This is a genomic window from Enterobacter sp., assembly GCF_977039595.1.
Genome location: NZ_CDRQYH010000098.1, coordinates 1 through 12,109, shown reverse-complemented (window position 1 = coordinate 12,109; position 12,109 = coordinate 1). Strand labels below are relative to the sequence as shown.

At 52.1% G+C, this 12,109-nt stretch carries 10 protein-coding genes and 1 tRNA gene; 5 read left to right on the top strand and 6 right to left on the bottom strand.

The features are described 5' to 3' along the window. Positions 1-104 precede the first annotated feature (104 nt). The gene (locus ACWYRJ_RS19340; RefSeq protein WP_455508451.1) at positions 105-566 is read right to left on the bottom strand and encodes an Arm DNA-binding domain-containing protein; all 462 of its coding nucleotides are present in this window, start codon (positions 564-566) and stop codon (positions 105-107) included. A gap of 378 nt (positions 567-944) precedes the next feature. On the opposite strand from ACWYRJ_RS19340, the gene ACWYRJ_RS19335 reads away from it, so the two are divergent. Continuing rightward, the gene (locus ACWYRJ_RS19335) at positions 945-1,331 is read left to right on the top strand and encodes an RES domain-containing protein (RefSeq protein ID WP_319841044.1); all 387 of its coding nucleotides are present in this window, start codon (positions 945-947) and stop codon (positions 1,329-1,331) included. Positions 1,332-1,670: 339 nt separating this feature from the next. After that, positions 1,671-2,306 carry a DUF2268 domain-containing putative Zn-dependent protease gene (locus tag ACWYRJ_RS19330; RefSeq protein WP_312019121.1) on the top strand — a complete coding sequence of 212 codons (636 nt, stop codon included), beginning with the start codon at positions 1,671-1,673 and terminating at the stop codon, positions 2,304-2,306. 287 nt (positions 2,307-2,593) lie between these two features. Here ACWYRJ_RS19330 and ACWYRJ_RS19325 read toward each other — a convergent pair whose 3' ends face one another. After that, positions 2,594-2,989, bottom strand: coding sequence for a hypothetical protein (locus tag ACWYRJ_RS19325; RefSeq protein WP_249576633.1), 396 nt, complete (start codon positions 2,987-2,989; stop codon positions 2,594-2,596). Between the two features lie 295 nt (positions 2,990-3,284). On the opposite strand from ACWYRJ_RS19325, the gene ACWYRJ_RS19320 reads away from it, so the two are divergent. Further along, the gene (locus ACWYRJ_RS19320; protein ID WP_057711293.1) at positions 3,285-4,163 is read left to right on the top strand and encodes a restriction endonuclease; all 879 of its coding nucleotides are present in this window, start codon (positions 3,285-3,287) and stop codon (positions 4,161-4,163) included. Positions 4,164-4,763: 600 nt separating this feature from the next. On the opposite strand, the gene ACWYRJ_RS19315 is transcribed toward ACWYRJ_RS19320, so the two are convergent. Beyond that, a tRNA-Phe gene (locus ACWYRJ_RS19315) sits at positions 4,764-4,839 on the bottom strand. A 95-nt stretch (positions 4,840-4,934) separates the two neighbouring features. Next, a complete protein-coding gene (locus ACWYRJ_RS19310) occupies positions 4,935-5,648 on the bottom strand; it encodes a DUF554 domain-containing protein (protein WP_047173584.1) in 714 nt (237 codons plus the stop codon). Between the two features lie 181 nt (positions 5,649-5,829). On the opposite strand from ACWYRJ_RS19310, the gene ACWYRJ_RS19305 reads away from it, so the two are divergent. Then, a complete protein-coding gene (locus ACWYRJ_RS19305) occupies positions 5,830-7,965 on the top strand; it encodes an ornithine decarboxylase (RefSeq protein WP_455508450.1) in 2,136 nt (711 codons plus the stop codon). 54 nt (positions 7,966-8,019) lie between these two features. Here ACWYRJ_RS19305 and ACWYRJ_RS19300 read toward each other — a convergent pair whose 3' ends face one another. After that, a complete protein-coding gene (locus tag ACWYRJ_RS19300) occupies positions 8,020-8,712 on the bottom strand; it encodes a response regulator (protein WP_111963239.1) in 693 nt (230 codons plus the stop codon). Further along, positions 8,702-10,327 carry an ATP-binding protein gene (locus tag ACWYRJ_RS19295; protein ID WP_047173581.1) on the bottom strand — a complete coding sequence of 542 codons (1,626 nt, stop codon included), beginning with the start codon at positions 10,325-10,327 and terminating at the stop codon, positions 8,702-8,704. Before ACWYRJ_RS19295 ends, ACWYRJ_RS19300 begins: the two co-directional genes overlap by 11 nt. A gap of 345 nt (positions 10,328-10,672) precedes the next feature. Here ACWYRJ_RS19295 and ACWYRJ_RS19290 point away from each other — a divergent pair, with 345 nt between their 5' ends. Further along, positions 10,673-12,034, top strand: a complete 1,362-nt coding sequence (locus ACWYRJ_RS19290) for a 2-hydroxycarboxylate transporter family protein (RefSeq protein ID WP_047173580.1) — start codon at positions 10,673-10,675, stop codon at positions 12,032-12,034. The last annotated feature ends 75 nt before the right edge of the window (positions 12,035-12,109 follow it).

Below are 12,109 nucleotides of genomic sequence, written 5' to 3'. Positions count from 1 at the left end.
GCTATCGACTGAAGCAGAAACGAAAGGCCGGGGTTATAGCTGAAGCTAATCCTGAGTAAACAAGGTGGATCAATATTAAACCGTTGGTGGTGGCGGTAAGTGGATCACTTTTTACCCGTTGTTGACAGCAGCCTCTGACCAATGGCGGGACGGATATGATCGCGGTAGCGCTGAACATCCTTTCCCCAACTGCGTTTAGCGGATTTTGCCCATGGCAGATAATGCTGATTAAAGAGTTCATCGAACGTCAGCTCCATTCTCTTGTTTTCACGCTCCTGCTTAGGGTCAGTGCCGGTGGCAAGGGAACGTTTGTGTTCTATGGCAATCTTACGCGCAAGAGTGACGTCCACTTCAGGCCAGTGACCAATGGCGATGGCGCGTTTTCGTCCATGATAAAGGTAGCGTAGCAAAAACTTTTTACGACCTTCTCTTCTGCTGACCAGACACTTGAGGCCGGAAATCTCGGTGTCGCTGTATTCGGCATCGGTACTGCGTGCATCGGATGTGTTAGGGGGCAGGGATTTAATGAGCTGATTAGTAAAACGGAAGCGTTTGGGTGTGGACATATAACCTCCTGTGACTGGTGTAAAGAACGTCAGGGTTGACCCATCCCCGGCACGGCGCTTTTTATGGTTGAGTTGATTTTCTGGTGTGGCTAAGGGAATGCTGGTGCCACATGGTATGAATTAAGACGGGAAATGCAGAAAGAACAGGCTTTACGGTCTGATTCTGGTCTTAAGGGGAAAGATTGCCGTTGGGGAAGAGTTCACAGAAATAATATGTGTTTCAGTCGGGTATAATTACATGCCATAAGGACCAGTAGCGTTGCCTGTATGTGGGGCGTCTATGTGCCATAAACGGACATTTTGTAACGTTGGATATGCATTATCTGACATCATACTTTCAGCGTTTTAAGGCACATTTTTTTAATTCTGCGAGGTAATATGAGTCAGGCTTACAAGAAATTTTTAAGAAGAATGAGTGGCTATTTTTTTCGCACTGTTCCAATAGAAAGGCTGGCTTATGTCCTTGATCTCCCAAAACCAGAAAGTAGCGGGCGGTATCATCGCCCTGGACAGCCTATACTTTACATGAGTCCCGTAAAAGAGTGGTCAATAAGGGCAGTGTCCGGGTATATGCGGGCTGACGGAATTCAACGCGTAGTTGTTCCACTCTTTATCGACGAAGCATTTGTATTGGAGCAGAATGATGAACTGGCTTGTAGTGTGTTGGGGATCGATCCAGAGCTTTCAAAAAAGCCATGGATACCTGCATTACAGGCAAATGGTGAACCACCGTCATGGAAAAACTCTGACCTTGCTCGTAGTTAAGGTGCTGATGGACTTATTGATTGCTCAAGATTAATACCGGGCGGCTGGCATCTTAATCTGTTTCGATGGAATGAACCTGGTGCTCCAACTGTACACATTTGCGGAGAACCCATGGAATTCAGACTATCTGTGGAAGGGAAACAATGGGACCTTTGACAAAAGAATCAGGCGCATGAACCACCCCATTACATCATTATGAATGATAGCTCACTAAAATATGAATTTGTGCCAGGAGCTGACATTAGAGATCATTGGTTGGCAACTGCTGAGCAGCAACATTACATGCCCTATATGTCTGTTAATATGCGCACAATACTTATGTTTCTGGATAAGAGTGATATGCCTCAAATAACCATCCATATTCTGAATGCTCAGGAAAAACTCACTGTTCACTGTGAATGGCTGCGAACTACCCTGACCGATACCTATGTAAAAGTCACAAGGCTGATGCCGACTCCTTCAGTTGATGTCATAGTTAAGTCTGGGAAGTGTGTTATCCCTGAAAAAGGGCATGCCGGTTTTTGTCCTGAATCTGGTGTTATCTATATAACCGTCGATCCTGAAAACCCTGCATTTTGCAAAAACGTTGCGCACTCTATTGAACGTATGTTTGCTCATGAACTTCACCATGCGGCAAGGTGGGCAGGACCGGGATACGGCTCGACTCTGGGAGAAGCACTGGTCTCTGAAGGACTTGCCGGCCATTTTTCTCTTGAGCTTTTGGGGGGGGAAGCTGAGCCCTGGGAAAGCCTCAACTCCGATATTGTTAAGCCCTACTATCCACTCATACTTGAAAACTGGAATCACACTGATTACGACCATAATACCTGGTTTTTCGGAACAGGAGATTTACCTAGGTGGCTGGGTTATACGGCAGGGTTCAATCTGATATCCAGGTATCTCGCATCATCCCCACATTTGAAAGCATCAATGCTGGCGAACATCAAGGCTGAGGAGTTAAAGGCTTTTATATGAAGTACATACTTTTAATTTCTCTAACGCTGTTATTCAACTCATAAGCGAAACTCGCTTGGTCCGCTTTTCGCTCATAGCAGACCTTGTGGCACTCCAGGCGGTCCGCTTTGTGCCAGGAGCGGACGTTAAGTCCTGAAAATTGCCATAATTTTAATGAGGGCGGCCATTTCTTAGGAGTGTCTTCGTGATCCAAACTGTAGATGATGTCCCTGCCAGTATCATTCGGCTGAGAAAACGTAATAATCGCGAAGTATAACTCGCCTCAACTCCCAACTTTACAGGAAGAGTTATCGCCAGTTGGCTGCCCTTAAAATCTTTATTAATTGGCGTCCCGCATTAGGGTCATTTTTATATACTCGCATAGCATTTTGTTTGAATATTGCCGGATAACTACAGGATAGCAATGGGGTTAAAACAAACATCAAAACACCAGCTCCAAACGCCGCTAAACCATGTAGCCAGCTGATCATTGACAGCGGAATTAAAAAAAAACAGTAGTGCGCATAAAAAAATAACTGCGTGCTGATTTGAGCCCATTTAGGTATCAACGACCTGGGATCTATCTCATAAAATTGATTTTTATAGAGTATTTCTTTAGCACTAGTCCTCATACCTATAAGCCATAAAAATGGAAAGTAAGTTAGTCCAAACAACGCTATCACAACTAAATTCCAGTTATACATGTCTTCATCCATATTTCTTTTAGATCTGTCGCATTTTCGCACAAGTTAAGCTTTATAGGGAATAAGATAAGTTGCGATGTCCTTACCTTGTTTCGGAGCTTGATTCTGCCAGTACTTAACGCCACTAATATGTGGCTACTTGTTAAGGTCCGTTCTTCGCTCACAGCGGACCTTCTGCTCAGTTAGTTTGGCCGCGTTCTGCCAACAGCGGGACACGCTAATGCTGGTGTACAGGTGCTGACTCATTTCCTCCTTCACTTTCATACCGTTATACTGTGAAAAAAAGGAGGTAGGCGTGAAACTGAAAATGCAGGATTTGAGGCTGTTTAATCTCGTGTTTGAGAGCGATCCTGGCTGGATACTTGATTTCTCTAACCGCACCTTGTCTGCTTTTTTTGATGAAGAACTAAACATTGATATTGATGATGAACGTTATCAGGAAGAGGGGACGTCAAAGGCCAAACGAGTTAGATGCTTGCTGAAACAGGCTGATCGTGAGACCGCTCTGCGGGTTCTTGGCGCTCTCTGGCAGTATAAAACGGAATCCATGCCTGAACAGGCTGAACAAAGCCGTAATGACTATCTTGCACTGATTTCCCGCTTAGAAAACGCTGGCACCGATGAAGCCAAAGGCGTAAAGCCTGTTCAGGCATGGCATGGTGTTGACTGGCCTTCACTTATCGCTGAAATGAACGAGATGAAATCTCTGCCGCCACATCCACGTGGTTTTCGGTTTGAAGCCTGGCTTGCTGAACTGTTCAGTATCTTTAAGCTCGCTCCCCGTTCGTCTTTCCGAAACACAGGCGAACAGATTGACGGAAGTTTCCGACTGAATGATGAATTTTACCTGATGGAGGCAAAGTGGCATCAGAAAAGAACGTCGGCTGCCGATCTCCATGTATTTGAAGGAAAGCTCAGTACCAAGGCAACCTGGACACGCGGCGTTTTTATCAGCTGGATGGGGTTTACGCCTGAAGGTCTGACGGCTTTTGGTAAAGGGAAGCGTGTTATCTGTGTCAGTGGTTATGATCTTTACCACTCACTGAGTCATGGAATCCCTTTGCCCGACCTTCTGGACGCTAAAACACGGCACGCAGCTGAAACGGGAGAGCCCTATGCTGAGTTCGACCGACTATATGCACTGAAGAACAAACAGTTTGGCACGATGAAATAACGGGTTGGGAAGCGGTGACTGCTCCCCGTTGTTTCACACAGGGTGCTGCTAGTAATGCCCGCATATCCCTCCCAGCGGACACTCAGCTTTAACAGTCCAATACGTTTAGCTCAAGTAGTACTACGGATAAACCATTTTATGATGGCGTGGAGGACGGGGGATTCTGGTAACGGTAAGAAATGAAAAGGAAAGAAGATCTGTTGCAGGTGGACTGGCTGGTGAAGATCCCCATGTGATTGGTGGAGGGTATATGTTGCCAAGTTTCCCCGCTTGCTATTGGGGATTTCCCCACCTTATTCCCCGCGACAAAATCACGTTAAGACCAGCGGATTAAGGCGAAATGATAATTCCCCCGCTTTCCCCGTGCTTTCTTATTCATAATGAATGTTCTGAGAGAAAGGAACCGTAAGGGACCGTAGAAAGACCGTAGCCGTGGGGGAAGGAAGAGACACATCAGAGGGTGTTGAGGTGTCTAAAAGTAACAAACATCTGCGAAAATGGCGAGAAATCCAGCAAACTAATAACGTGTTGCAACGACCAGAAATCTACCGTAGCTAAGAAAGGAAAAAGCCCCGCTTTTCAGCGAGGCCTTATGAATATTGGTGCCCGGACTCGGAATCGAACCAAGGACACGGGGATTTTCAATCCCCTGCTCTACCGACTGAGCTATCCGGGCAACGGGGCGCATTAAACCCGATCTGCCCGGTGGCGTCAACGAAAAATGTTGTTTTCGTTACAGACTGCGCAATCTCTCACCATTTCGCCGCATCCTTAAGCGAAAAAGTGCGTCCATAGCGCGGAGAGCGGCATGGCGAGCAGCAGCGCGGGCAGCATGTTCACCACGGCAAACATCTTAATCCCACAGATGCGCAGCCCGGTAGCCAGCAGCAGCAGGCCGCCGACGGCGGTAAAGTCTGCCATCATCGCTGGCGTAGTGAGCGGGAGAATTAACGTGGCGCAGGTGGCAAGCGCCAGCTGAATAAGCAGCATCGGGACGCAAATCGCCGCCACGGCAATGCCGAGCGTGGTGGCAAAAATAGTGGCGGTGAAGAAATCAAGAAACGCTTTTGCAATCAAAATGCTCGGGTCGCCCGTCATCCCTTCCTGCATCGAACCGAAAATCCCGGTGCCGCTGGCGCAAAACAGGATAATGATGGCGACATAGTTCTGAATAAACGTCTCGTGCGTGCCGTGTTTCGCCTTGCCCGGTCGGGCAATCAGGTTTTTGGCTTTACTCACCGCGCTGTTAATGCCTTTTTCCAGATAGCAAAATTCGCCAATCAGCGCGCCGAGCAGGGTGGCCAACACCATCACCGGCAGGTTGGCGCATTTGATCACCAGCAGAATACCAATCCCTAACGATGCCAGGCCGAATATTGAGGGCATGGAGGTGCGAATCCGCTCCGGCAGCCGCTGGCTCAGCACGGCGCCGAGTACGCCGCCCAGCAATACGGCTCCTGCGTTAATAAATGGCCCGATAACCAAAGTTAACTCCTGTTATTTAATCATTGATATTGCATTATTATGGCACGGTAGGGCTTCGCGGGCCTTAGCTTTGGCTGATTTCGTGCATACTGATTCCTTCTTGCACCTCAAAATAAAAGGTGACATTATTGCGCGAATTTTCTCCTCCCTGTCTCACCGCCCGGTGAGGGTAACTGCGCCTATGAAAACCATGAAAATTGCCGTCAGCCGCGAGCTGCTCTCCACTGTGTCTACGCACCGCGAAAAGGTGACGCTGGACAGCACTGATTTTACCGATGTGGCGGCCGTCGTCATCACAACGGCTGAAAGCCGCAGCGGTATCCTGGCACTGCTGAAACGCACGGGCTTTCAGCTGCCGGTGTTTATTTTCTCTCCGGAGCCAACGGAGGTGCCCGACGGCGCCACCGCGGTCATCTCGGGCAAAGCTCAGGAGTTTCTGGAACTGGAGAGCGCTGCCAGCCGTTATGAAGAGAATCTGCTGCCGCCTTTTTTCGACACCCTGAGCCAGTATGTGGAGATGGGCAACAGCACTTTCGCCTGTCCCGGACACCAGCACGGCGCCTTTTTCAAAAAGCACCCGGCAGGGCGGCAGTTCTATGATTTCTTCGGTGAGAACGTGTTTCGCGCCGATATGTGCAATGCCGACGTGAAGCTGGGCGATCTGCTGATCCACGAAGGCTCCGCCAAGCACGCGCAAAAGTTCGCGGCGAAAGTGTTTAACGCGGATAAAACCTACTTCGTGCTGAACGGCACGTCAGCGGCCAACAAGGTAGTGACCAACGCGCTGCTGACCCGCGGCGACCTGGTGCTGTTCGACCGCAATAACCATAAGTCTAACCACCACGGGGCGCTGATCCAGGCGGGTGCCACGCCGGTTTACCTTGAGGCCGCGCGTAACCCGTTTGGCTTTATTGGCGGGATTGACGACCACTGCTTTGACGATGCCTATCTGCGGGATCTTATCCGCGAGGCGGCGCCGGAAAAGGCCGACGAGCCGCGTCCGTTCCGCCTGGCGATCATTCAGCTTGGCACCTACGACGGGACGATCTACAACGCCCGTCAGGTGATCGACAAGATCGGCCATCTGTGCGACTACATTCTCTTCGACTCCGCCTGGGTGGGCTACGAGCAATTTATTCCGATGATGGCAGAAACGTCCCCGCTGTTGCTGGAGCTGAACGAGAACGATCCGGGGATTTTCGTAACCCAGTCTGTGCACAAACAGCAGGCCGGGTTTTCGCAAACCTCGCAGATCCATAAAAAGGATAACCACATTCGCGGTCAGGCGCGTTTCTGCCCGCATAAGCGGCTGAATAACGCGTTTATGCTGCATGCCTCCACCAGCCCGTTTTATCCGCTGTTTGCAGCGCTGGATGTGAATGCCAAGATCCACGAAGGGGAAAGCGGACGCAGGCTGTGGGCGGAGTGCGTCGAGCTGGGGATTGAAGCGCGCAAGGCAATCATTGCCAACTGTCATATGATCAAACCGTTTATCCCACCGGTGGTAGCGGGGCGGCCGTGGCAGGATCATCCGACGCACGCCATTGCCAGCGAGCTGCGCTTCTTCAGCTTCGAGCCGGGGGCCAAATGGCACGGCTTTGAGGGCTATGCAAGCGAGCAGTATTTTGTCGACCCGTGCAAGCTCCTGCTGACCACGCCGGGCATCGATGCCGAAACCGGCGAGTACACGGATTTCGGGATCCCGGCGACGATTCTGGCGCACTATCTGCGTGAAAACGGCATTGTGCCGGAGAAATGCGATCTTAACTCGATCCTGTTCCTGCTGACCCCTGCCGAAAGCAGCGAGAAGCTGGCGCAGCTGGTGGCGATGCTGGGACAGTTTGAACAGCATATTGAAGACGACACGCCGCTGGCGGACGTGCTGCCGACGATCTTCCAGAAATACCCGGTGCGCTACCGGGATTACACCCTTCGCCAGCTGTGTCAGGAGATGCACGATCTCTACGTCAGCTTCGACGTGAAGGATTTGCAGAAAGCGATGTTCCGCAAGGAGAGCCTGCCTGAGGTGGCGATGAATCCGCAGGATGCCAATCAGGCGTATATTCGCGGAGACGTGGAGCTGGTTCGCATACGGGATGCCGAAGGGCGGATTGCTGCCGAAGGGGCGCTGCCCTATCCGCCAGGCGTGCTGTGCGTGGTGCCGGGTGAAGTCTGGGGCGGGGCGGTACAGCGTTACTTCCTGGCGCTGGAGGAGGGCATCAACCTGCTGCCGGGCTTCTCGCCGGAACTGCAGGGCGTTTACAGCGAGAAGGATGCCGACGGGATTAAGCGGCTGTATGGGTATGTGCTGAGATAGTGCGGGCTGCTGCCCTCACCCTAACCCTCTCCCCCTGGGAGAGGGAACGTCTCATCAAACCGCACTACGCTTGTACATCCTCCTCGGATGCCCGATCTTGCCGTACAGCATCTCCACCGTCAGAAAACCCGACTCGACGCAGTGTTCCAGATAGCGACGGGTGGTGGTTTTACTCAACCCCGTCTCGCTCACCACCTCATCCACGGTAAAGCAGTGCGTTGCCTTGTCGTTAAACAGCGACTGCACCCGCGCCAGCGTATTTTCCTCAATGCCTTTGCTGCCGTTGTCCAGGCGGTAGTTTTTCGCCTGCAGCTGATACAGAGAATCGACGTTTTGCTGGTCGACAATCTTCCAGACCCGCTGCTGTTCGGCAAACTGTACAAACCGCTCCAGCGACTGGCTGAGCCGCTTCCAGGAGACGGGTTTGAGGATGTAGTCGAACGCGCCGTTGCGGATGGCCTGGCTGCAGGTGTCCATATCGCTGGCGGCAGTAATAAAAATCACCGAGCAGTTGGCGCGGGCCAGCATGGGGTTATTGATAAGCGAGATCCCTTTGCCGTCCGGCAGGTAGTTATCCAGCAGCACCAGCTGCGGCTGTTTATTTGCAAGCTCTGCCTGGGCCGCAGCCAGCGACGAGGCAATGCCCACCAGCCTCAGACGTGGATGTTTGCTTATCAGCTCCGCGTGCAGTTGCGCCAGTTCGTTCTCGTCTTCAACAATCAGTACGTCGATAAGTTCATGTTGCATAGTCGGTGTCTTCCAGTTGCCGGGCGGTTCCCGTGGCCGGGATAAACAAGGAGAAAATGGCGCCGCGCGGGGTATTATCGGCAACTTCTATTGCGCCGCCAGCCTGTGTGACATAGCTTTCGATCAGATACAGACCAATCCCATGATCGCCGCGCGTCTTGGTGGTGATGCCGCGTTCAAAGATCCGCTCACGGATCTCCGGTGTAATGCCAACGCCCTGGTCGGCGACTTCAATAATCAGCTCCTGGTCGCTGAGCTTTATCAGCACCTCCACCGGCGCGTGGGGAAGCGGCGACCGCTGTGTCGCTTCGATGGCGTTATCCAGCAGGTTACCAATAATCGAAATCAGTTCCTGCTCCCCGAGGGGAAGGAATGATTTATCCAGCCGACAGGCCGGATCGAAGCACAATTCAACGCCTTTCTCCCGCGCGCGGGCGGCTTTCCCCAGCAGCAGACCGCACAGGGTCGGTGAGCTGAAGCGCGAAGAGATAAAGTCCAGCAGCTCCTGGGCGTGTTCAGACTGCGCCTGAATGTAGCCAATCGCCTCCTCATAGCGGCCCATATGCAGCAGACCGGAGAGGGTGGTCATCCGGTTTAACTGCTCGTGGCGCATAATGCGGAGGTTATCGACATAGCGTTTGACCTGGCTGAGCTGGGCGCTCAGCGAGTCGATCTCGTTGCGATCGCGGAAGGTGATCACCCAGCCCTGCAGCGACCCCTCAAGCATGATGTGTACCCGGCTGGCAATCACCGTGAGATCGTTAAAACGGCAAATCTCGTCATGGGTATCTTTCGCCAGCATCGTCTGCGTGTCGAAGAACGGGACCGGATCGATCACCTGGCTTATCAGCTGTCCGCGCAGTTCACGGGCCGGCTGGCTCAGGCCCAGCAGCTTGCGCGCCGCCTGGTTGATGACTTCAATCCGCCTTTGATCGTCAATGGCAATCACCCCTTCATAAATAGACTCCATCATGGCCTTCTGCTGACGCACCAGCAGGCCGATCTCGCGCGGCTCAAGGGAGAAGATCTGCTTCTTAATACTGCGGGTAAAGAACCAGGAGAAGATAAAGAGAGCAATCAGCAGCAGCACGGCGGCAATCAGGATGTTGACCACTTTACTGACGGTAATGGTGTCCAGGTAGCTGGTGAGATAGCCGACCGAAACGATGCCGACCACCTGTCCTGCAGCGTTGAAGATGGGGGCTTTACTGCGCAGCGAAATGCCCAGCCCGCCTTTGCGGATGGTGGTGATGCTTTTACCCTGCAATACGGCTTCGTTGTCACCGCCTACCAGCGTGGTGCCCACTCTGTCGGCAAAGACGGAGTGAAAAAGATGCTGGCCTTTATTATCACCAATCACAATAAAGCTGGCGTCGCTGTGCGCAGAAATCTTCTGCATAAAATCATGGATGGCGTTGATATTCTTTTGTTCAACTTCATTACGCAATGTCGGAATAAGCGCAATCTCTTCAGCCTGTATTTTGGCTCGCGTACTCATTTCCTGATAAAGCTGTTTCCCTACGTCGGCATAATAATATCCGCCCAGTAACGCAAAAAGCACTGAGAAAAAGGCAACCAGCGAAATAAACAGCTTGATCTGGAAAGAGACTTTCATAACTATCACGCAAGGTAGCGACAAAGATCGCCAATATATCATCTTTTTTTGCGCGTACGCCCGCTTTGCCGAAAACTTGTGATCCCTTGCACAGCGGGCGCTGTAAAAGCGTTATCCAAAAGGCTAACGTGCTTTGGGCTGCATGAACAAATGTTATTTCTTTGTTCAATTCGGAAAAGAAACCATTAAAACCACGGCAATAAATAAGGTGTAAATCACATTAAATAAAAGAAACCATTAAAACCATAGCTGCCATTAAAACTTCGCTTTTAATATGCCATCCCTCACATAAAGTAAGCCTTTGTGACTCTAAGCTGAACGCACAAAATAACCAAGGGGCTTATTATGAGCACAACTGACGATTCTTTCTCTGTTACCCACGACCCGATTGAAATTCAGCGACCTTCGCTCAAAGAGCGCTGGTGGCATATTATGGACACCTGGAAAATCGGGATTATTCCTCTGCCGCTGTTCGTTCTGGCGGGCGTGCTGATTGCGATTGATTGCCTGGGCGGAAAACTGCCGAGCGATATCGTGGTGATGGTCGCCACGCTGGCCTTCTTCGGCTTTGCCTGCGGCGAGTTTGGCAAACGCCTGCCGATTGTCGGCAAGCTTGGCGCGGCGGCGATTTGCGCCACCTTTATCCCTTCCGCGCTGGTCTATTATGGCCTGCTGCCGGACGTGGTGGTCGAGTCCACCACCAAGTTCTACAAATCCACCAACATTCTCTATCTCTACATCTGCTGCATTATCGTCGGCAGCATCATGAGCATGAACCGCACGGTGCTGATCCAGGGCTTCTTGCGCATTTTCTTCCCGATGCTGTGCGGCGAAATCGTCGGCATGCTGGTAGGGATGGGCGTCGGCCTGGCGCTGGGCCTTGAGCCTTTCCAGATCTTCTTCTTTATCATTCTGCCGATTATGGCGGGCGGCGTGGGCGAAGGTGCAATCCCGCTCTCCATCGGCTATGCCACCCTGCTGCATATGGATCAGGGCGTGGCGCTCGGCCGCGTGCTGCCGATGGTCATGCTCGGCGGGCTGACGGCAATCATCATCTCCGGCTGCCTGAACCAGCTCGGTAAACGCTACCCGCACCTGACCGGTGAAGGCCAGCTGATGCCTAACCGCGCCAATGCCGATGCCACCGTCTCTCAGCCTGCATTCTCCGGCAAGGCGGACGTGACCACTATCGCCTCCGGCGCGCTGCTGGCGGTGCTGCTCTACATGCTGGGCATGCTCGGCCACAAGCTGATTGGCCTGCCTGCTCCGGTCGGCATGCTGTTTATGGCGGTTCTGGTGAAGCTCTGTAACGGTGCCTCTCCGCGCCTGCTGGAAGGCTCTCAGGTGGTGTACAAATTCTTCCAGACCTCTGTGACCTATCCGATTCTCTTTGCCGTTGGCGTGGCTATCACCCCGTGGCATGAACTGGTGGCCGCCTTCACGCTGACCAACCTGCTGGTGATTATCAGCACCGTCTCCGCGCTCGTGGCGACCGGGTTCTTCGTCGGCAAAAAGATTGGTATGCACCCGATTGATGTCGCCATCGTCTCCTGCTGCCAGAGCGGTCAGGGCGGTACCGGCGACGTGGCGATCCTGACCGCAGGCAACCGCATGAGCCTGATGCCATTCGCCCAGATTGCTACCCGTATCGGCGGGGCGATTAACGTCTCTGTCTCACTGCTGATTCTGGGCAACTTCCTCGTTTAAGTTTTCAGGAAAGAACAATGAAACTCGCAAGCTTTTTATACCAGGGAAAACGCAGCTACGGCATCGTCCAGGCCG